25 protein-coding genes are annotated in these 21534 nt (G+C 39.8%); 21 read left to right on the top strand and 4 right to left on the bottom strand.

What is annotated here, in order from left to right; translation table 11 throughout:
- Positions 1 to 341: 341 nt before the first annotated feature.
- The 20 genes from mtaB to ACTHOQ_RS02065 all read left to right on the top strand — a co-directional run bounded on the left by mtaB (position 342) and on the right by ACTHOQ_RS02065 (position 17820).
- Entirely contained in the window at positions 342 to 1691 is a 1350-nt protein-coding gene (gene mtaB, locus ACTHOQ_RS02160; RefSeq protein WP_440494023.1) for a tRNA (N(6)-L-threonylcarbamoyladenosine(37)-C(2))-methylthiotransferase MtaB, read from the top strand.
- A 270-nt stretch (positions 1692 to 1961) separates the two neighbouring features.
- On the top strand, positions 1962 to 2438 hold the full coding sequence (locus ACTHOQ_RS02155; RefSeq protein WP_440494022.1) for a hypothetical protein: 477 nt from the start codon (positions 1962 to 1964) through the stop codon (positions 2436 to 2438).
- A gap of 19 nt (positions 2439 to 2457) precedes the next feature.
- Positions 2458 to 2997, top strand: a complete 540-nt coding sequence (locus tag ACTHOQ_RS02150; protein ID WP_440494021.1) for an adenylate cyclase — start codon at positions 2458 to 2460, stop codon at positions 2995 to 2997.
- 94 nt (positions 2998 to 3091) lie between these two features.
- Complete coding sequence (gene deoC / locus ACTHOQ_RS02145) at positions 3092 to 3760, top strand: deoxyribose-phosphate aldolase (RefSeq protein WP_440494020.1); 669 nt, start codon at positions 3092 to 3094, stop codon at positions 3758 to 3760.
- 110 nt (positions 3761 to 3870) lie between these two features.
- Entirely contained in the window at positions 3871 to 4044 is a 174-nt protein-coding gene (gene rpsU / locus ACTHOQ_RS02140) for a 30S ribosomal protein S21 (RefSeq protein WP_004227078.1), read from the top strand.
- A 332-nt stretch (positions 4045 to 4376) separates the two neighbouring features.
- On the top strand, positions 4377 to 5720 hold the full coding sequence (locus ACTHOQ_RS02135) for an NfeD family protein (RefSeq protein ID WP_440494019.1): 1344 nt from the start codon (positions 4377 to 4379) through the stop codon (positions 5718 to 5720).
- Positions 5717 to 6724 carry a flotillin-like protein FloA gene (gene floA, locus ACTHOQ_RS02130; protein ID WP_440494018.1) on the top strand — a complete coding sequence of 336 codons (1008 nt, stop codon included), beginning with the start codon at positions 5717 to 5719 and terminating at the stop codon, positions 6722 to 6724. The genes ACTHOQ_RS02135 and floA overlap by 4 nt, the downstream gene beginning before the upstream one ends.
- Positions 6725 to 6747: 23 nt before the next feature.
- Complete coding sequence (locus tag ACTHOQ_RS02125; RefSeq protein WP_440494017.1) at positions 6748 to 7221, top strand: YqfB family membrane protein; 474 nt, start codon at positions 6748 to 6750, stop codon at positions 7219 to 7221.
- A gap of 152 nt (positions 7222 to 7373) precedes the next feature.
- The gene (locus ACTHOQ_RS02120) at positions 7374 to 7916 is read left to right on the top strand and encodes a DUF5068 domain-containing protein (protein ID WP_440494016.1); all 543 of its coding nucleotides are present in this window, start codon (positions 7374 to 7376) and stop codon (positions 7914 to 7916) included.
- 57 nt (positions 7917 to 7973) lie between these two features.
- Entirely contained in the window at positions 7974 to 8210 is a 237-nt protein-coding gene (locus ACTHOQ_RS02115) for an RNA methyltransferase (RefSeq protein ID WP_440494015.1), read from the top strand.
- On the top strand, positions 8207 to 9316 hold the full coding sequence (locus tag ACTHOQ_RS02110) for a sporulation protein YqfD (protein ID WP_440494014.1): 1110 nt from the start codon (positions 8207 to 8209) through the stop codon (positions 9314 to 9316). Before ACTHOQ_RS02115 ends, ACTHOQ_RS02110 begins: the two co-directional genes overlap by 4 nt.
- 2 nt (positions 9317 to 9318) lie before the next feature.
- Positions 9319 to 10278, top strand: coding sequence for a PhoH family protein (locus ACTHOQ_RS02105; RefSeq protein WP_440494013.1), 960 nt, complete (start codon positions 9319 to 9321; stop codon positions 10276 to 10278).
- 193 nt (positions 10279 to 10471) lie between these two features.
- On the top strand, positions 10472 to 12586 hold the full coding sequence (locus tag ACTHOQ_RS02100) for an HD family phosphohydrolase (protein ID WP_440494012.1): 2115 nt from the start codon (positions 10472 to 10474) through the stop codon (positions 12584 to 12586).
- Positions 12587 to 12603: 17 nt separating this feature from the next.
- Positions 12604 to 13089, top strand: a complete 486-nt coding sequence (gene ybeY / locus ACTHOQ_RS02095) for an rRNA maturation RNase YbeY (RefSeq protein ID WP_440494011.1) — start codon at positions 12604 to 12606, stop codon at positions 13087 to 13089.
- Positions 13076 to 13426, top strand: coding sequence for a diacylglycerol kinase family protein (locus ACTHOQ_RS02090; RefSeq protein ID WP_440494010.1), 351 nt, complete (start codon positions 13076 to 13078; stop codon positions 13424 to 13426). The genes ybeY and ACTHOQ_RS02090 overlap by 14 nt, the downstream gene beginning before the upstream one ends.
- Positions 13427 to 13530: 104 nt before the next feature.
- Complete coding sequence (locus tag ACTHOQ_RS02085; RefSeq protein WP_440494009.1) at positions 13531 to 13938, top strand: cytidine deaminase; 408 nt, start codon at positions 13531 to 13533, stop codon at positions 13936 to 13938.
- Complete coding sequence (era, locus tag ACTHOQ_RS02080; protein ID WP_440494008.1) at positions 13925 to 14839, top strand: GTPase Era; 915 nt, start codon at positions 13925 to 13927, stop codon at positions 14837 to 14839. Before ACTHOQ_RS02085 ends, era begins: the two co-directional genes overlap by 14 nt.
- Before the next feature lie 109 nt (positions 14840 to 14948).
- Positions 14949 to 16118: a CapA family protein gene (locus tag ACTHOQ_RS02075; protein WP_440494007.1), complete on the top strand. Its 1170-nt coding sequence runs from the start codon at positions 14949 to 14951 to the stop codon at positions 16116 to 16118.
- A gap of 60 nt (positions 16119 to 16178) precedes the next feature.
- Positions 16179 to 16952, top strand: a complete 774-nt coding sequence (gene recO, locus ACTHOQ_RS02070) for a DNA repair protein RecO (protein WP_440494006.1) — start codon at positions 16179 to 16181, stop codon at positions 16950 to 16952.
- A 79-nt stretch (positions 16953 to 17031) separates the two neighbouring features.
- Complete coding sequence (locus ACTHOQ_RS02065; RefSeq protein ID WP_440494005.1) at positions 17032 to 17820, top strand: MBL fold metallo-hydrolase; 789 nt, start codon at positions 17032 to 17034, stop codon at positions 17818 to 17820.
- 41 nt (positions 17821 to 17861) lie between these two features.
- Here the strand turns inward: ACTHOQ_RS02065 and ACTHOQ_RS02060 are convergent, their stop codons facing one another.
- The 4 genes from ACTHOQ_RS02060 to ACTHOQ_RS02045 all read right to left on the bottom strand — a co-directional run bounded on the left by ACTHOQ_RS02060 (position 17862) and on the right by ACTHOQ_RS02045 (position 20422).
- On the bottom strand, positions 17862 to 18668 hold the full coding sequence (locus ACTHOQ_RS02060; protein WP_440494004.1) for an EcsC family protein: 807 nt from the start codon (positions 18666 to 18668) through the stop codon (positions 17862 to 17864).
- Between the two features lie 66 nt (positions 18669 to 18734).
- Positions 18735 to 19199 carry a hypothetical protein gene (locus ACTHOQ_RS02055; RefSeq protein ID WP_440494003.1) on the bottom strand — a complete coding sequence of 155 codons (465 nt, stop codon included), beginning with the start codon at positions 19197 to 19199 and terminating at the stop codon, positions 18735 to 18737.
- A 219-nt stretch (positions 19200 to 19418) separates the two neighbouring features.
- A complete protein-coding gene (locus ACTHOQ_RS02050) occupies positions 19419 to 20294 on the bottom strand; it encodes a DUF2332 domain-containing protein (protein WP_440494002.1) in 876 nt (291 codons plus the stop codon).
- On the bottom strand, positions 20291 to 20422 hold the full coding sequence (locus tag ACTHOQ_RS02045; protein ID WP_440494001.1) for a hypothetical protein: 132 nt from the start codon (positions 20420 to 20422) through the stop codon (positions 20291 to 20293). Before ACTHOQ_RS02045 ends, ACTHOQ_RS02050 begins: the two co-directional genes overlap by 4 nt.
- Before the next feature lie 113 nt (positions 20423 to 20535).
- On the opposite strand from ACTHOQ_RS02045, the gene ACTHOQ_RS02040 reads away from it, so the two are divergent.
- Positions 20536 to 21420 carry a LysR family transcriptional regulator gene (locus ACTHOQ_RS02040; protein ID WP_440494000.1) on the top strand — a complete coding sequence of 295 codons (885 nt, stop codon included), beginning with the start codon at positions 20536 to 20538 and terminating at the stop codon, positions 21418 to 21420.
- Positions 21421 to 21534: the final 114 nt, after the last annotated feature.

Genomic DNA, 21534 nt, shown 5'->3' with positions numbered 1-21534 from the left:
AGCTGTTTTACCTAATGCAAAATAAAAATGGCTGAAATTCAATTATATATATAACTAATATACTGCTTTAATTGATGCGCGTATAGTTTAAAATTATTGTTTTAATGAAATTAATGGATTATATTTCATTAATTATGATTAGGTGAAGAAATTGCTTTGTATAATATGATGCAAACATATGAATGTGGTAACGGTTATTATATAAAAGGTTAAAACTATAGGCTTTACATAAGGAATTATGCTATTATAAAACACGTTGATATTTTATCTTCATTTAATGAATGAAGATATTGCCCCCGGCGAAATTGATAAGTGTAAACCTTGAAAGGATGATATAAATTATGAGCTACGAGCGTACGAAAACCGTATCTCTACATACATTAGGTTGTAAAGTAAACCACTATGAAACAGAAGCGATTTGGCAATTATTTAAAGAGCAAGGATATGAGCGTACAGAGTTTGATCATCAAGCGGACGTTTATGTCATCAATACATGTACAGTAACAAATACAGGGGATAAAAAGTCACGCCAAGTTATTCGCCGTGCAATTCGTCAAAATCCGGATGCGGTTATTTGTGTTACAGGTTGCTATGCACAAACATCACCTGCTGAGATTATGGCAATTCCAGGAGTCGATATTGTCGTTGGGACACAGGACCGCGAGAAAATGCTAGGGTATATTGATCAATATCGCTCTGAGCGTCAGCCGATCAATGCCGTACGCAATATTATGAAAAACCGTGTATATGAAGAACTGGATGTGCCTGCATTCACGGACCGTACACGTGCATCATTGAAAATACAGGAAGGCTGCAATAATTTCTGCACATTCTGTATTATCCCATGGGCTCGCGGCTTAATGCGTTCTCGTGATCCGCAAGAAGTAATTCGCCAAGCGCAACAATTAGTAGATGCAGGTTATTTGGAAATCGTTTTGACAGGCATTCACACAGGCGGATATGGACAAGATTTTAAGGACTATAATTTAGCGCAGCTTTTACGCGATTTAGAAGCGCAAGTAAAAGGGCTAAAACGTCTGCGCATTTCTTCAATTGAAGCTTCGCAGTTAACGGATGAAGTGATTGAAGTATTACAAAACTCTGAAATTGTCGTAAATCATTTACACATCCCAATTCAATCAGGATCTGACACTGTATTGAAACGAATGCGCCGGAAATACACGATGGAATTTTTCGCGGAGCGTCTTGAAAAACTGAAGATTGCTTTACCTGACTTAGCTGTTACATCTGATGTAATTGTCGGGTTCCCAGGTGAAACAGAAGAGGAATTTATGGAAACATATAATTTCATTCGCGATCATAAATTTTCCGAACTCCATGTCTTTCCATATTCCCAACGTACAGGTACACCGGCAGCGCGTATGGATGACCAGGTGGATGAAGAGATTAAAAACGAGCGTGTACACCGTTTGATTACTTTAAACGATCAGCTGGCAAAAGAATATGCTTCTCGCTTTGAAGGGGAAGTGCTGGAAGTGATTCCGGAAGAGCGCTTTAAAGATGGAGATGCTGAAAACTTATATGTTGGATACACTACAAACTATTTGAAAGTCGTGTTCGAAGGCAATGAAGAAATGGTCGGTCAGCTTGTGAAAGTAAAAATTGCAAAAGCGGGCTATCCATACAATGATGGGCAATTCGTACGCGTTTTAGAAGGCCAAACAAACTAAACAATAAGGGTTGCATAGAAGTTGAAAACTTTTATGCAACCCTTTTTTAGTTGATAGGAAAATATAGGTTTTTCAAGGGAATCCACATAAGAAAAGACATCATTTTTGCGCAAAATGTATTTTTCTAATCTTTAATATTAAAGTTTTAGTTTATAACTTTTTGCATATCATACAGTACGTGTCCAAAAAAGACTTCTCGTCTATGCCATTGCATGCATATTGTAATAAAAAAGGGGTATTAATCTTAAATGGTGGATCGGAGGTGTATAAATGGAGCATGAACATTCAAAAGAACAGTTGGCGAAATTGTCTATAGTGGAGGTGCCGGATGGGGTAATCGGGAATATTCATCAATTTAGAAATTTTGATCCATCAAGAATTTTGCACTATGAATTAAAAGAAGATCGTTTGCTGATTTATATGGAGGAGTCTGTAAGGGTAGAATCAATCAATGATTTTCATAGCACGGTAGAAGCATTCCGCTATGAAGTGGAGCGTGGTGTACGGCCGGAAGTGGAGGCTTTCCGGTCGTTTACGTACAATGCTGATTTGTCGGAGCTGAAATTTACAGTTGATCGCGAAATATTTGAACAAGATATTACAGCGGAAATGATTGAAATCAGCATTGTGGAAGATGCCATTAAATTTCAAATATATAGTCGTAAACCAATCGGTGTTCAAGTATATTATCATGATGACAAGACAAAACTACTATTTGAGCAACGTGCTTATCCGGAATCTAGATAAAGAAGGTGGAGCAATTTATATGAAATGGATATGGATGCTGAGTATATTATTTGTTTTATATGGCTGTACTGAACAAGTAAACGATAAAAATCTGTATGAGGATGACCTGCCGACAGTGGGAATCGATATACCATCTGAAGTGACACAGCATTACGGCTCGCTTAACATTGAATATAAGGCGTCAGAAATCCAAAAGGAAATCCGATCAAACGGCGTCGTTTCATTGCAGATTAATGAACAGCAATTAGCCGAAATTGCACAAGAAACGGAGCGGTTTTTTGAGCAGTATAAAGATGTAAGCGGGTTAAATATAGATGATGGCATCGCTCGCATCAAGACAAACGAAACTTATTCGGACTGGGAAATTACGCTATCAAACCCCTCTCTCTTACAGCAAGAAGCATTTGATCTGGCGCAGGAATTTTTAATAAAAAATATTTTAACGTATCAATTGGCGAATCGTCATTTGCCGGAATTGAAAATACAGTATTTATCAAATTCCGGCGAACAGTTGGATGAAAAAATTTTACGTACAAAGTTTGCATATTCAGACGAATAATTTAAGTTGTCTGATAGTTTATCTCGATTGAAATACATGCTAAACTGTAGAGGTACGGACAACTAAGGAAATAGAAAAAAGGAGTATTGAGAAAATGACTCAAAATTATGCGGTAATGATCGACCATACTTTATTAAAAGCTGAATCTACAAAAGAGCAAGTACAACAAATTTGCGCAGAAGCAAAACAATATGGCTTTGCTTCGGTATGTGTGAATCCGACGTGGGTAAAATTTAGCGCAGAGCAATTAGCCGGGACAGAAGTAAAAGTATGTACAGTAATCGGTTTTCCTCTAGGCGCTACAACCTCGGCAGTTAAAGCATTTGAAACGAAAGATGCAATTGCAAATGGTGCTGGTGAAATTGATATGGTTATTAACATTGGCGCGTTAAAAGACGGGGATTTCGACTTGGTACGTGAAGATATTAAAGCGGTAGTGGACGCTGCAAATGGCACATTAGTAAAAGTGATTATTGAAGCATGTCTATTAACGGATGAAGAAAAAGTGAAAGCTTGTGAATTATCGGTTGAAGCGGGTGCGGATTTCGTGAAAACTTCCACTGGTTTTTCAACCGGCGGAGCTACGGCGGAAGATATTGCTTTAATGCGTAAAACAGTTGGTCCAACAATTGGTGTGAAGGCTTCCGGCGGTGTTCGCAGCTTGGAAGATATGCAGCAAATGATTGCAAATGGAGCTACTCGAATCGGGGCTTCCTCAGGCGTTGCAATAATGAATGGTTTAAAATCAGATTCTAATTACTAATTCGATAGTTTTTGTTGACTCTTTTTTAATGATACGCTATACTACTTTAGTACACATTAACTAAATGTTGATGCTTGTATTGACGTGTGTTCGGAGGGAGGGAAAGAGAGATGTCAAAAACTGTCGTTCGCAAAAACGAATCGCTTGAAGATGCTCTTCGTCGCTTCAAACGTACTGTATCAAAATCAGGTACAATTCAGGAAGTTAGAAAGCGCGAGTTCTACGAAAAACCTAGTGTAAAACGTAAAAAGAAATCAGAAGCTGCACGTAAACGTAAGTGGTAATTTCCCTGAAAAACCCTACGTTCATAACACGCAAATTCCAGATTTAACTGAGCAGACAAATGATATACCCCGCAAGCCTTTAATTATGGCTTGCGGGGTATTTGCATTTCCCGGTCTCCATTTTTAGTAGAAATATAAATGATAATATAGGACTTTTAAGCAAATTTTAGAAATTATTTAATATATCGTAGGAAATGCCGTATAATTGAAATATACATAAGCAAATAATAGGAAAGATGCAATAAAAATCGAAGTTAAAAATTTTTGAAACTTTTTATTCGTTCATCCGTAGAATTACTGTACATAGAATTATGCATAAAGGGGTGATAAAGATGAGACGAACGAAAGGGATTAGTTGGGTTTTTCTAATGGTCATGTCATTCGTATTAATATTTCCTTCTTTAACGGCATTCGCAAATGGCAAAGTGTATGAAATCTCCATAGATAATAAAATTGAAAAGGGATTGGTGGAGCATTTAAAACGCGCTTTTGAGGAAGCGAAAAGCAATAACACCGAAGCGATCATCCTCAATATGCACACACCTGGAGGAGCTGTCGATGCCGCAACCGAAATTGGCCGGCTAATGGACTCTGTAGATATACCGATTATTGCATATGTCAACTCGAATGCTCTTTCGGCGGGTGCATATATTGCGCTCCATGCAGACGCAATTTACATGACGCCAAATGCGACAATGGGGGCAGCGGCAGTAGTTGATTCCTCCGGCAATGCAGCAGGGGAAAAGGCTGAAAGTGACTGGCATGCCAAAATGACTTCAGCTGCTGAAAATTCCGGTCCGAATGGTCGCAATCCTCAGTATGCACAAGCAATGGTTAGAAATGATTCTGATTTATCGGAATATAGGGCCCCAAAAGGCAAGCTTCTTACATTAACTTCCGGAGAAGCTGAAAAAGTCGGTTATTCTGAAGGGACAGCTGCTTCTATGACAGAGCTGCTTAAAAAAATCCAGCTCGATGGCAGTGAAGTTGTAAAAGTTGAGCAAACGTTTGCGGAAAAATTGGCTCGTTTTATTACAGATCCGATTATTGTTCCCATTTTACTATCGATTGCCAGCATCGGGTTAGTAGTAGAATTATATTCGCCAGGCTTTGGTGTGGCGGGAACGATGGGGCTCGCTTCACTGGGGATGTTTTTCTTTGGGCATCTTGTCGCGGGCATTGCAGGGTATGAAACACTTATCTTTTTTGTGATCGGCCTTATTCTAGTCATTGCCGAGCTCTTTGTACCCGGTGGTATCGTTGGAATTGTCGGGGGCGCACTAATTATTGGAAGTTTACTTTTTGCAGGGGAAAGCTTCGTCCATATGGCATATTCGATTTTAATTGCAATGCTCATTGCAGGTATAGGAATGGTGATACTTATGAAATTCTTCGGGAAAAAGTTGCATATGTTTAATCGTCTCGTGCTGAAAGATGCGACGACAACGGAAGAAGGCTATGTTTCGAATACAAACCGAATTGAATTAATAGGCAAAACGGGGCAATCCATTACACCGTTGCGCCCATCAGGAACAGTGATTGTAGCACAAGAACGTCTTGATGTTGTGACGGAAGGAAACTATGTCGATGCTCGTAAAACAGTAGAAATAGTGAAAGTGGAAGGATCGCGTATTGTCGTCAGAGAAATTATTGGAAAAGGTGGAGAAGAAGTATGAGTATGTTGGCAGATGCAGGAACAATTACATTAATTGCTGGCATAATAATTGCATTTATTATCCTGGCAGTATTTTTCACATTTGTTCCTGTTGCACTATGGATTAGTGCACTTGCAGCAGGTGTAAGAGTAAGTATTTTCACATTGGTCGGGATGCGTTTACGTCGCGTTATTCCTTCGCGTATTGTAAACCCGTTAATTAAAGCGCATAAAGCAGGGTTGGATGTATCAATTAACCAATTGGAATCCCACTATTTAGCAGGCGGTAATGTTGACCGTGTTGTAAATGCGCTTATCGCGGCTCACCGTGCAAATATTGAGTTGACATTCGAACGTGCAGCGGCGATTGATTTGGCCGGCCGCGATGTTCTGGAAGCGGTACAAATGTCGGTAAATCCGAAAGTTATTGAAACACCATTCATTTCGGGTGTGGCAATGAACGGGATTGAAGTAAAAGCGAAAGCGCGTATTACAGTGCGTGCAAACTTGGATCGTCTTGTCGGCGGTGCTGGTGAAGAGACAATCGTTGCCCGTGTAGGAGAAGGGATTGTATCGACATTAGGTTCCAGTGAATCACATTCAAAAGTTCTGGAAAACCCGGATTTAATTTCTCAAACGGTGCTTTCAAAAGGTTTAGACTCTGGTACAGCTTTCGAAATCTTATCGATTGATATCGCCGATGTTGATATCGGCAAAAACATCGGTGCCGAGCTTCAAATTGAGCAAGCACAAGCAGATAAAAATATCGCGCAGGCAAAAGCGGAAGAGCGCCGTGCAATGGCCGTAGCGAGCGAGCAGGAAATGGTTGCGAAAGTCCAGGAGATGAAGGCGAAAGTAGTGGAGGCAGAGGCAGAAGTTCCAATGGCTCTGGCAGAAGCGCTGCGTTCGGGCAACTTCGGATTAATGGACTACATGAACTACAAAAATATTCAAGCAGATACATCGATGCGCGATTCCATTTCAAAAGTTTCGAACAACGATAACCCAGATCCAAAAAATAAATAATCGAGGAAAGGAGTGAGCACTAAATGGAAGGACTCATCATTATGATTGTAATGATCATTATTAGTTCTTTATTTGGCAAAGGGAAAGAACAGCAAAAGAAAGAATCAAAACAGATGCCGCCATTTAGCAGTCAACCTGCTCCTCGAAAACAAGAGGCAAAGCCGAAAACTGAAACGAAACGTCCGAAAAGATTGGAAGATTTTGCGAATGAAGTATTCGGACAGCTGAATGAAAAAGCAAAAACTGTCATTAAAGAACCAGAGCCACACATTCCGAAACAAGAAGAACGACCTGTTTCTGAACCCGTTAAACCAGCGGCGGAGCGTCGAGGAGACAATTCAAACAGGGGCTCGCGTTCATTAACTGAACGACCTATCGTTGCAATGGCAAAACGAGATTCTGAAGCATTTCAAGTTGTTCCGTCGAATCAGCGCGAATTAATGCAAGCGATTATTATGACGGAAGTTTTGGGGCCTCCTAAGGCAAATAGAAAATAATAATAGTACTACCTATTTCTATGTATCTATACGGAAATAGGTAGTTTTTTTAGCAGTAAATCAGCGCAGCAGCATGAGCAGAACATGGACGGATATAATTTAATCGCTAATTTTATTGGAAGCGGGTATATATATGGGGAGGGGTGATTCAAATGAAGAAAAGATGGTTAGTATTGGCATTCATGCTAATATTCCTGTTGGCTGCATGCGGAAATACAGATGAAGAAAATCTTCCGCATGCAAGCGAAACCGTAGCTGTCTATGAAAGCGATGAGACGTTTACGCATAATATGGAAGGTGTAACATTGATGTTCGACTATAGCATCGAAAAAGTTTCAGGAAAAGTAATGGAATCAAAATCTACGAATTTACAGCCCGGTGATTTTATACTTGAGATTTCCGGAACGATTCAAAATGATTTTGATCAAATGATTTATTACACGCCGAATTTTAATATTGTAACACTTCAAAATGTTAAAGTGGAACAATTGTCATCATCATTTGAAAATGAACAAATTTTAGTGAATCCGCAAATGGAGACTAATTTTTCCGTTGCTTATTTATTGCCTGGGCAACTATACAGTGAAAATGCATCATTAAATGTGCATGTTCCCGCAGCGTTTAAGGAGCCGAATAGTGAAAGCTCGGGTGATGCATTAGGGGACTCGGCAAATTGGCAAATTCCGATTAAATAAAACTACACATGCCTTCTTTTTCCGTAGCATATAGTGACGTTAAAAGGAGGCTTTTTATTGAGAAAACTATTCCCTATGAACAATAAATTGCAAATAACCTCTTTTCTTCATATTCGGTATGATGGTTATTATACGCTGGGAGATGTTTCGCCGACAGAGTACAATTGCAATACAAATGAATTTTCGATGCATATCCGTGCAGCAGAGATAGAGGTGCAGCATTTGTTTGAGGAAGGCTTTTTAATCCGTTGCAAAACACTCCAAAAATTGTCTATTGAGCGAATAAAAGAATGAATGCAACATATAAAAAGCTCATTACAATTAAGATGAAGCAGTCTAGTGGAGCCGCTGCCTTTATCGCGCTTCTGAAACAGCATAAAATACGAATATACCAATTGAATTTCAGCCGTAATGAAATAACGTTTCAAGTGGCCCGAAGCAATATATCAATGATCCGCAAGCTTAGAAAAAAGGCAAAAGTAAAAATTTTGATTCGCTATACTGAACCGGATAAGATTTTGCAAAAGGATTTTGTCACTGTTATAGGAATGCTAGCCTTAATCGTACTGCCATTATTATTATCACGTTTTATTTGGCAAATTGAAGTAGATGCAAACACAGTCGAGCTGGAAGATGAAGTGGCTAATTATTTAGAAGATGAAATGGATGTGCAATTTCCGGTTCGAAAAAATGCGTTTTATTCGGATAATGAAATTCGCCAAATAATGATGAGGCAATTTCGGGAGTTTTCTTGGGTACATATTATGAAAAATGGAAGTAAAATAACAATCACTCCCCAGTTAGCGCCAAAAATAGAGCCACTCCAAAACGAGAATAAGAATCAGCATTTAATCGCCACAAATAGTGGGGTCGTCACACATTTCAAAATAGAACGAGGAATTCGCCAAGTAGAGCAAAATATGACGGTTTACCGCGGGGATATTCTCGTTTCGGGTATTCTCAAGCATGGAGATGATGAAATAATAATCGGTGCGGGTGGGGAAGTATTTGCCGACTATTGGCTAGAGACATCTTTTTCCATCCCTAAAAACATTGAAATGGAAGTATTAGATGACTATGGCTGGAAGTATAATATTAATTGGAAGCAAGTAGGGGCATCAGTGAAACAAAAATCATTCGAGCCATTAAAATCAATTGTCACATATAAGCCGTACAGAACATTTCATAAAAAACGAAAAGTGATAAGTGAAGAGGATATACAAAATTTCATCTTGCCGCTGCTGCATGAAAAGATGATTTATTCATTGCCGCTTGAATCCGCGATAAAAGCAGAAAAACTTTTGCACGTATACACTGATGATGATACAGTTAAAGGGAAAGTCTTGTATTTGATAAATGAAAATATTGCAAAACCACATCCAATTCACCAAGGAGAATGAGTATGCCAGAAAAATATGTTGAGCTCCAAATCGACAATCCAAATGAAGCGGTTATGCTTTTAGGAATGTCCGATGCAAATATAACATTAATTGAAGAAACTTATGACGTTCAAATTATTACGCGCGGAGAAGTCATCCAAATTGCAGGCGATGATTCCGACAAGAAAAATCAGGCACATGCTGTTTTAGAGGCATTGCTGAAAGTGATCCGGAAAAATATTAATATTGATCAGCGCGATGTTGCGACTGCGATTGAAATGGCCAATAAAGGCACGATTGAATATTATGCTGAATTGTATGATGAAGAAATTGCCCGCAATACGAAAGGGAAGCCTATCCGTGCGAAAACGATTGGGCAGCGTGAATATATTCGGGCGATTCGTCATAAAGACTTAATTTTTGGTATTGGTCCAGCAGGTACCGGCAAAACGTATTTAGCGGTCGTAATGGCGACACAAGCGCTAAAAAATGGTCATGTAAAACGTATTATTCTGACGCGTCCCGCGGTTGAAGCAGGTGAATCTTTAGGTTTCCTGCCAGGGGATTTAAAGGAGAAGGTGGACCCTTATTTACGCCCTTTATATGATGCATTGCATGATATATACGGCCAAGAGCAAACACAGCGCTTAATCGAGCGTGGCACAATTGAAATCGCCCCTTTAGCTTATATGAGGGGACGTACGCTTGATGATGCTTTCGTCATTTTGGATGAGGCTCAAAACACGACACATCAGCAAATGAAAATGTTTTTGACACGTCTTGGTTTTGGCTCGAAAATGGTTATTACAGGGGACAAAACACAAATTGATCTACCGAAAAATACGGAATCAGGCCTTATTATCGCAGAACGGACATTGCGTTACGTAAAAGATATCCACTTCCAAATACTGGAACAGGGTGATGTAGTGAGGCATCCGTTAGTGGCGAGGGTAATCCAAGCATATGCGGAACAGGAACTATAAACAATAATGCCGACTTTCAACTTTTATTGATTTAAAGGTTGAAAGTTTTTTTATGGACGGAAGGAGAAGATTTATAAACTATTCTGTAACAAATTGTAGGTTGAAAGACATTAATTTGAAAAACATGCTAGCTTTTCGTAACAAGGGGGATATAAATTTGTTAAAATGAAAGCAGAAGTAAAAGTGGAGGTGCATGATCATACAGAGAGTAAAAAAGCTCATCCAGCTAATTAGCTTTCGCGCATTATTAATCATTGTCCTTGTTGCAACGGCATTGCTGCAATTTTCATTAATGCTTGATAATGTTCGCGGCGTTACATATGATATTCAACTAACCGAATTATCACCGGAAACCATTCGTTCGATTAAAACGATTGAAGATACAGTAAAGACGGAAATAGAAAAGGAAAGTGCCGAAAAAAATGTAGAACCTGTTTATATTTTCAAAGATGACGTACCGAGCCACCGGGCCACTTTTGTCACAACGATTTTTGATATTGTTTTAGAGGCGAAAAAAGATATCGCAGAAGCTGATGATGAATTGTCGCAAACAAAGCAAGTAGAGTTATTGCGTTCAAGTTTAAAAGACATATTGGACAATCAGCAAAATTTAACATTATCGGATACACAGCTAGTAAATTTATTAAGTGCGACTCAAAAAAATATTGAGTCTGCCCGAGATGCCCTGGCGACACTGATCGAAGCGAATCTGGACAAGCCGCTGCGAAAGGAAAGCTTAATGCTTTATCGCGACGAACTGGAAAGCAAAATTAGGCAAAAACCTTCCATACCTGACAATTTAATGAGTGTTGCGGTCATAGTTGGACGCGCGGCAGTAGTAGAAACGGAAGTTCTTGATGAAGAAAAAACAGAGACGGCTATCGTGCAAGCGAGAGAGGCAGTGGAGCCTACACGTATTTTACAAGGGCAAATTATCGTTCAAGAAGGCGAAGTAGTTACACGAGAAATTTATCGTCAACTTGAGCTATTGGGAATGCTTGATAGCGAAGTATCAATTAAGCCGATCATCGGATTAATGATTTTAATTATTTTGCAAATTTCATTTCTGTATGTCTTATTCGACCGCTCAAAAAAAGAGCTGGCGACAAAGCGCAATGAATTGCTCGTAACCGTCATTGTATACGCGATCGCTTTAATTATGATGAAATTGATCGGTTTAATCGCGGCAAATTTTGATTTGATGCTGGCGTTTATTTATCCTTCGGCAATGGCGACAATGCTTGTGCGGGTATTGGCGAATGACCGGGCTGCAAGTGTTGTAACGGTAATAACGGCCGCTTCTGCAGGCGTTATTTTCCATGAAGGCTATTCCGCGATATTGCAAATGGATGCGGCGCTTTACATTTTATTTGGTGGATTTGCGTCGATTATTTTTATGCGTGGCCTGGAAAAACGAACAGATATTTTACATGCTGTAGGTGTTGTTACACTTGTAAACTTATTATTTATCGCGTTTTATTTATTAATGGCACAATCCGGCTACAGTTTTAAGGAGATTTCGTTTTATGTAGCTGCTGCGATTATTTCGGGCTTATTATCAGGGGCTTTAACGATGGGGCTGCTACCTTATTTCGAATCCGCATTCGGCCTTTTGTCAACGATGCGCCTAATCGAACTGTCGAACCCGAATCATCCGCTTTTGAAGAAAATTTTAACTGAAACGCCTGGTACGTATCATCATAGTATAATGGTCGCGAATTTAGCGGAAGCTGCTTGTGAAGCTATTGGTGCGGATGGCTTGCTTGCGCGGGTTGCCTGCTATTACCATGATGTAGGGAAAACGCGGAGACCCCTATTTTTCATCGAAAATCAAATGGGCTCAAACCCGCACGATTCGATGCCGCCCGAAAGCAGTGCGGAAATTATCATTGCACATACGACAGATGGCGCGGAACTGCTCCGCAAGCATAAAATGCCGCAGGAAATTGTTGATATTTGCATGCAGCATCATGGAACAAGCACACTCAAGTTCTTTTTGTTTAAGGCGAAAGAAGAAGGGAAACAATTGGATGAAAGTATATTCCGCTATCCCGGCCCAAAGCCTCAAACAAAGGAAGCGGCCATTATTAGCATCGCGGATAGTGTGGAAGCCGCTGTTCGTTCAATGAATCAGCCAAGTGCCGAAAAAATTCACAAACTCGTACAGTCAATTATTCAAGACCGTGTACAAGATAAGCAATTTGATGAATGTGATATATCTTTGAAAGAACTGAAAACAATTGAAGATGTTTTATGTGAAACTTTAAATGGGACGTTCCACTCGCGTATTGAATATCCAAAGGAATAAAACAGGAGGGAACAACAATGTTATTAATCGATTTTTTAGATGAAACAAATGAGGTACAAGACTCGCATATTAAATTAGTGGAGAAGCTATTGCAGCATGCCGCACAATATGAAGGCATTGAAGATGGCTCGGAAGTTTCGATTACATTTGCAACGAACGAGGCAATCCATGCAATTAATCGGGAATATCGTGATAAAGATCAGCCGACAGATGTGATTTCCTTTGCATTGGAGGAAATGGGTGAAGGGGAAGTGCAAATAATCGGTGAGGGCATTCCACGCATTTTGGGGGATATTATTATTTCGACAGACCGTACACGGGAACAGGCGGAAGAATATGGTCATTCTTTTGAACGCGAATTAGGCTTTTTGGCGGTGCATGGTTTTTTGCATTTACTTGGCTATGACCATATGACACCGGAAGATGAAAAAATTATGTTCGGGAAGCAGGATGCTATTTTACAATCATACGGCTTAGGTCGGGATGCAAATGAACGTCCGTAAATTTTTCGGATCCTTTCGATTTGCAGTAGAAGGGGTACGGACAGCCATGTATGAGCAAAACCTCAAATTCCATTTAGCGAGTGCGGCAGTTGTGCTAATTGCTGGTATAGTAACAGATTTAACGATTATCGAATGGTGTATCATTATTTTAATGATTGCCATTGTTATAGGCGCAGAGCTTATTAATACAGCAATCGAAAGAGTAGTGGACCTCGCCTCACCGGAAATTCATCCGCTCGCAAAGCAGGCGAAGGATATTGCAGCAGGTGCTGTACTTGTATTTGCGCTCGCAAGTGTTATAATCGGACTACTCATATTTTTACCAAAATGGCTGTAAGGCAAATTATCAGTGGGCACAATCGTCTCCACTGATTGTTTGTCTTTAGGAATATTTTTTAAAGATGAAACAACAATTTGGCTTGACGGAAGGAGCTTCTCATTATGACAATGGAACAATTAATAGAGCAATCGAAAATAGCGCGCGAAAATGCGTATGTGCCTTATTCGAAATTTAAAGTAGGTGCAGCGCTATTAGCGGACGATGGCACAGTATATAAAGGCTGCAATATCGAAAATGCAGGGTATAGCATGACAAACTGTGCCGAACGTACCGCCTTTTTTAAGGCAGTATCTGAAGGTGTACGTGAATTCAAAGCGATTGCAGTCGTGGCGGACACACCAGGGCCTTGTTCACCATGTGGGGCTTGTCGACAAGTAATGAGTGAATTTTGTGCACCGGATATGCCTGTGTACTTAACGAATATGAATGGTGATGTACAGCAAACGACTGTGGCAGAGCTTATTCCGGGAGCTTTTACAACGGAGGATATGAAAAATGCAGGAAAATAAAGGATACAAATCGGGGTTCGTCTCGATTGTAGGTCGTCCAAATGTCGGCAAGTCAACTTTTTTAAACCGTGTAATCGGTCAAAAAATCGCGATTATGTCCGATAAACCACAAACGACACGCAACAAAGTACAGGGTGTATTGACACAGGAAAATTCCCAAACGATTTTCATCGATACACCAGGCATCCATAAGCCAAAGCATAAGCTGGGCGAATTTATGCTAAAAACTTCCCGCAACGCATTAAGGGAAGTGGATGCTATTATGTTTATGGTCAATGCAGAGCAGGCAATCGGCAAAGGCGATGAATTCATCATTGATTTATTGCAGGGGAATAAAACGCCCGTATTTTTAATTATTAATAAAATTGACTTAGTGCATCCGGATGAATTGGTGAATATTATTGATTCATACAAAGACAGGTTTGACTTTGCGGAAATTATTCCGATTTCGGCGCTTCAAGGGAATAATGTGGAAAACTTATTGGCGACGATTGAGAAATATTTGCCGGAGGGTCCTCAATATTACCCTGCAGACCAAGTAACAGACCACCCAGAGCGCTTCATCATCTCTGAATTGATTCGTGAAAAAGTTCTGCATCTAACACGCGAGGAAATCCCGCACTCAATCGCTGTTGTTATAGACCGTATTAAGCCCCATGAAGAAAAGGAAAATATGATTCATGTACAGGCGACAATCATGGTGGAACGCGATTCGCAAAAAGGGATCGTCATAGGGAAACGCGGCGCACTTTTAAAAGAAGTGGGATCCCGGGCTCGCCAGGATATTGAAATGCTACTAGGCTCAAAAGTATATTTGGAGCTTTGGGTGAAAGTGCAAAAAGATTGGCGCAACAAGCAAACACATTTACGTGATTTCGGCTTTAGAGAAGACGAATATTAGACGGCTAAAAGATGCAACAATTGCGTTGCATCTTTTTTGCTTGATTAAAACGCTATATTTGATACTATTTTATTAGGTAATATTTTACAAAAAGATGGTAGGTGTAGGATTGAATACGTTAAATAAATTTTTATTGGCGCTTTGGGGAGTGTCATTGACGATATTGGTAGTGGTCGTTCTAACAGTCGGCCAAGATCATTCAATACTTGTTGCAGAAGGGCAAATGAACATAACCTCAGAAGAGCCAATGGAAGAGCAGCAAGAGCGGGAAATTCCGGCTAAGGAAGTAATCGAACCTGAGCCAAAGCCGGAGCCGGAAAACATAAAGGAAACCGTTCGATTTGCGATGGCAGGAGATGTGCTGCTCCATTTGAGGCTCGCCCAATATAAAGATTTTGCATCGTCATTTGCAGCAGTGACCCCGATTATGCAAAGCTATGATTATCTGATCGCCAACCAGGAATCCCCTCCTGTCGGCAATAAATATGCGTTAAGCGGCTTTCCTCAATTTTCAAGCCCGCCCCATATTATCCGGGATATCCAAAATGCCGGCGTAGATATGGTTACGATTGCGAATAATCATATTGTCGATAAAGGGGAAGGCGGTGTACGCACATTTTTCGAAAATCTTGATGAATATAAAATGCCTTATGTTGGCGCATATAAAAATCAGGAAGATTTGTCGACACATCGCATCATTGAAATAGGTTCGATAAAAATCGGGATGCTGGCATATACATACGGCACTAATGGTCTTTATTTGCCAAAAGGGTCACCATTTATTATTAACTATATTGATGAGGCGAAAATTAAAGCGGATATCGACGCATTAAAACAAGAAGCAGATGTCGTTGCCGTATCAATACATTGGGGGCCGGAATATGTTTATAGCGAAAACGACTATCAAAAACATTATGCAAGCGTTTTGAATGAAGCAGGCGCACATATCGTCTTTGGGACACATCCGCATGTGCTGCAGCCGTACAAAAAGCTTGTAAGCGGACAAGGTCATGAAACACATGTCTTTTATTCCCTCGGCAATTTCTTTTCGACGATTTTAACGGTACCTAATACGATGATAGGCGGAATTGCGAGTTTGGAAATCACGAAGGACGATGAGCATATTTCAATCCAACACCCTGAGCTTCGCGCAACATCCGTATTAAAAGATGCAGACGGGATTTATCGGGTGTATCCATTAAAAGACGTCGAACAGCGCTCTGTCCAAAACTTGAAGTGGGTGAAGAAAATAATGGGTGAAGATGTAGCCGTTTATTAAACATTTCAAGCATTAGTACGGTATAATGACAGTACGAAAGAAACAAAGGATGTGCAATAGATGCTACATAAATGGGAAGGCATCGTTTTAAAGGCGCGTGCTTACGGTGAATCAAACAAAATTGTCACGCTCATGACACGGGAAGCAGGAAAAGTGGCATGCATGGCAAGAGGAGCGAAAAAACCGACGAGCCGTTTGGCAGGGGTTACTCAGCCGTTTATGCACGGTTCGTTTTTAGTGCAGCGAACGTCAGGTATGGGGACATTGCAGCAAGGGGAGCATTTCAATTCAATGCGCCATATTCAAACAGATATTGTAGCTACCGCCTATGCAAGCTATATTGTTGAAATTGTAGACCGGTTAGTAGAAGAAGGCAGGCCGGAGCCGTATGCTTTCGAAATATTGATTCAGGCATTAAATGCGATTGAGGAAGGCTATGACCCTGAAGCAATCACATTATTTGTAGATTGGAAGATGCTGCCGTATGCCGGCATACAGCCGATTTTACATGCATGTGCAGGATGTGGAGCGGTAGACGGGGAATTTGCGTTTTCATTTGCGCAAGGCGGCTTTATTTGCCATCGCTGCTTCCATTTGGACCCCTACATTATCCGATTGTCCCCGACACAGCTGAAGCTTATTCGGATGTTTTATACTGTGCCGATTGAGCAAGTGGGGAAGCTTGAATTAAAGCCTCAGACGAAGCAGTTTATCAAAAAAATTGTCACAACGATTTATGAGGAACAAACGGGAATTCGTTTAAAGTCGAGAAGCTTTATCGAGCAATTGGAGCGTACCCCATTATTGCAGCGCGAGAAAAAGGAAGACGAATAAAAAATATTGCCTAGGAAATAAGCTGGTCGGATGAAATATTCATCTATATGACTAGCTTTCTTTTGTGAAGGAAGTGAACATGATGCTACAATTTGAAAATGATCAATTAGCAGTGTTTCAAAGCGTGTTATATGAAACAACATCTGCAGTTGTAAAGACGAAGCGGGCGTTAATTTTAACTGATCCAACCTGGCTGCCCAATGAAATTGCCGAAATAAAAGCCTATATACAGTCAATTATCGGGGAGCGCAAATTATACATTGTTTATACACATAGCGACTATGACCATATTATTGCAGCCGGCGCTTTTTTGAATGCGACGACAATTGCGAGTGAAGCTTTTGCCAATCGAACGGATAAAAAAGAAGTGCTGAAACAGATACATCAATTTGATGCACAATACTACATTGAAAGGGATTATCCGATTATTTATCCCGACATTGACATTGTTATTAAGGAGGATGGGCACACAATCGACTTAGGAGATGCCGCATGCACGTTTTATTTAGCGCCTGGCCATACGGAAGACTGTCTATTCACAGTGGTCGAGCCATACGGAATATTGCTGGCGGGGGATTATTTGTCAAATGTCGAATTCCCGTTTATAGAAGATTATGCGTCATATTCATCCACATTACAAAAAGCCTCTGAAATTATTTCTGACAAGAATATTCAAACAGCTGTGCCAGGCCATGGCCAAAAGACAAATGATTCAGCTGAAATTCAGCATCGTATAGAGCAATCGGTGCAATATTTGGGCGATTTAAAAAAGGGACTGGACCAAGAAGCGAAATTGCGAAAGGATTACCCTTTTTATGAAGGGATGAAGGAACTGCATGAAGCAAATAAAAAGCTAATCGGTAAATAGGTAAAAGCCAAGCAGTTCAGTCTTTTCTGCTTGGCTTGACTTTATATGTCTGCCAGTTGATTCATGCGTTCCAGTACACGCCGTTTGCGGTAAAGCATCATCCCGGCCTCTGCGATATCTTCAATCATTGACTTATTAATAAAGGCTCCGAAAATCATACCTGCCACGGGAATCATTTGAAAGAGCTTTTTCATGCCGAAATTGTCCCGGTATGTAAAAAAGACCTCTTGCCATCCTTGCAATTGAGAAACCATATTTTCTGCGGAGCGCGGCTGTTCATAGTTTTGTGCCAGCTCTTTCAAAATTGCCTCTTTTCCGACGATATCCGAGGAAGCGAACTGCAAGCATTTCACGATAAAAATACGTTCGGCTTTTTCATTTGGATCATAGCCATGGATAAGTGCGATTTCCTGCAGGGTTTTCAATGCGATTCCTAAAATGACCGGAATATCGATTGCCAATGTAAATACGCCGCCAAAGCCTGTTGATGCGCCTTGCACTGTTGCGATATTGGCACGGTTTTTTTGAAGCTTTTCACTTAGTTCGACCATATCTTCTATCGGCATTTGCCCGATGTCCTGTAATGATGCAACCGAGTGTAATGTATGTTTCTGGATGTGGCGAATCATTGCCTTTTCGCTCACTAAATATTTCCCTCCTGTTTGCACATAGCTGACGAGTTCATCGATTAATACAGAAATTTTTTCCTGAATGAATTTTGGCGTTAATTTATCAAGTATTTTAAATGGAATTCGGCCGATTTTTTCCCAAAACCATAAACCGCTTTGATCTTTTTCCCATTGCTGAATCGTTTGTAAATAGTGTTCGAGTTGTTGTTTAGTTTCCACGAATCGCCCCTCCTAATGGATCTATTACTCACTTTACGTATAATAGCAAAAAAGGTTTCATCGCGTTTATTCAAACTGGGTTAATAATGGGGCTACATCTTCTTTTAACCGTTCATAAAATAATGCTTCAAGCTTTAGTAGTTTATGATGGTGTTTTTGTTCAAAGAGCTGGTGCATTTTATCAATTTTTTCTTTTGAAAAGCGGAAGTGATGATTGAAATGATCACGTTTACTATCTTCGCTTAAATGCATATAGCCTCGAATAATCGTGGAAAGCTGATGGAATTGTTTATTCGCCTGTTCGTACGCCTCCCGACTCAAACAGCCAAGTGCATAGCTCGGGTCGTCATAGCGCCTGTAAAAATCCTTCGCTTCCCGGTATGCCTCAAGTTGCATATTGGCTGTATAGAGAATGTGATGCTGTGCACGATGGTCCGGACATTCGAAATGGAGTATTGCTTTAACGAGTTCATAAATTTTATCGTACGTATCCAATATTTTTACGGGTGTTTCTTTCAGCTGGAAAAACATTTCAATCCCCCCAATTACATTACTGTCTGAAAATTATAACTCATTTTTGTTCATATTGTTCAGCAAAAGAGCGAATTTCAGTTATTTGGAGGCATCGTTTAATATGCAAGCGGGGCGGCGTTATAAATACCGGAGCTTGGTTATTGTATTTAGACGGAACAATTGTTCATCCAACGGCAAAAAGGATTTGGAAAAATGAAGCTTTCCAAATCCTTTTTATTATTCCCAATAAAAGAAATTGCCATGTCCGTCGGTGTTTTTTAATACTTTATGTGAAATGCAATCCCTGTTTGCAATAAAGTCCACATGCAGATTACTGTCGTACATATTGTTATACACATGATAAATAGGTTGTTTTGCGCTTTCTTTTGTTAAAAGTCCGATTAGATCCTCTTTAAGCTGTGCCGGGAATTGATTCGCAACATGTGTGTGAAAAATAACGATTTGGCTGTCCATACAAACGGAATCCAAAATTCCGGGAATAATATGTAAAAAATTCCCCTCATACAGTTCTTTTTCGCATTCATTATGGATGGAACGAACAATTTCGAGATTTTTCTTCCTATCCTTTTGTTCAGGCCATATGAGACTCTGAAGCCATAAATAGTCTTCTTCATTGGACAAATCAATAATATTCAAATCAATGCCACAGCGCCTGAAAACACGAAACGGCTCCATTTTCGGCAGCGCCGCTCCATAGTTGGCAGCGCTTATTTTCATAGAGCTCGAAAAGTCACCGAAAGTACGATTTTCATCTTGTGAAATTTCATATTGAAATAAATCCAAATTCAATAATAACCCGGCGCTTGTGCCTATTTCAATCAGAGTTAAAGGCTTTTGTGCACGCTCGTAAATTTCATGGAAAACAGGATATAAATATGCCGAGCGCTGTACTTCATTTGTTTGAACGAATTTAGTTTGAAGTATATTAATGAGTACTGCTTCATATGCACGCCAAAAGCCTTTCAATAAGTCGAAGCTCACATTAAAATCAATCAGCCCCGAACATTGAAAAACTTGTGTGAGGGGATCGTTTGTTTTTTGTGCTAAATATTGCACAGCAGCGAAAAATAAATTAGGCTTCGGCTGATTCACAGGAATGTCAAAAGCTCTGCATCCATGCCAATTCGTCTGCACCACTGTTCGTAAAGTGGACTTTTGCCTTTTGCTTCATTTTCCGAAAAGCGATGAAAAGTTTCGGCTAGAAGATTGTTATTTAGCATCTGCATTTCCTCCTAATACTTTATTACAAAAAGTGTATAATGAATCTGGCATTATATAAATTAATTAAATTAAATAAATGTAATTAAAATTATTAATCAAAGGTTGTGTGGAAATGGATTTGAAGTGGCTAAAAACATTTATCGCGGTTTATGAAGAAGGAAATTTCCGGGCAGCTGCTGAGAAACTGTATATTTCGCAGCCTAGCATTACAGTGCATATAAAAGCGTTGGAAGAGGAACTGCAAATACCATTATTCAGCCGTAAACATACGAAGCTGGCGTTGACGGATGCAGGGGAATTTTATTATCCGTTGGCAAAAGAAATCATCTCGAAAGTAGAGGATAGCAAAAAAGGACTGCATTTATTTACGCAGCATCAAAAAATTAAATTAGTTATTGCTTTATCGCCAATGTTAATTTCAACAATACTTCCTAAGATAATTCACGATTTTATGCAGGAATATCCGAATTATGAAATTGAGATTTTAATTGAGGAGTCGATGGAGACGAACGAAGCGATCCGATTAAAAAATATAGATATTGCTATTGGCATGCTACCCGGCAAATATAAGGGAATCCATGCAGAAAGGCTTTTGTCCGCTCCGCTAGATTTAATCTATCCAGCTACAGCAAATCCCCAGGAAAAAAGCATAGATAAATTATTGATGGAGCTATTTTCGAATTATCCATTGTTTACAGGATATTTTGATGAAATTGAGCCAAATCTTGCCGAACTGGAAAACGAATACAAAATCTATAGGAAAAATATAATTAATGACAGTATATTTGCAATTGCATTAATTAAGGAGGGACTAGGCATAGGGCTGTTTCCAAAATTCCAAATTGAAAATGAATTATTGGAGGGGAAATTAAAAAGCATTAGTTTAGGAGCGGTTTCTAAAATTTATGCGATTGAAATTTATATGAAACATTTAAGGGAGGAGGAAAAGCTGATTCCTTTATTAACTTATATTCGGGAGCGGTTTACATATAGTTAGGGGCATAGAATAATAAACAGGGCTATTTGGAAATCGTTCCCTAGATAGCCCTGTTTTAAATTAAAATACTAAATGCTTTTCGATATAAGCTTTTACTTCTGCAATCGGCATGCG

Source organism: Solibacillus silvestris (assembly GCF_051967575.1).
GTDB classification, from domain to species: domain Bacteria; phylum Bacillota; class Bacilli; order Bacillales_A; family Planococcaceae; genus Solibacillus; species Solibacillus silvestris_B.
Note: the sequence above shows the minus strand (reverse complement) of the source record. Positions and strands in the feature narration are given on the sequence as shown.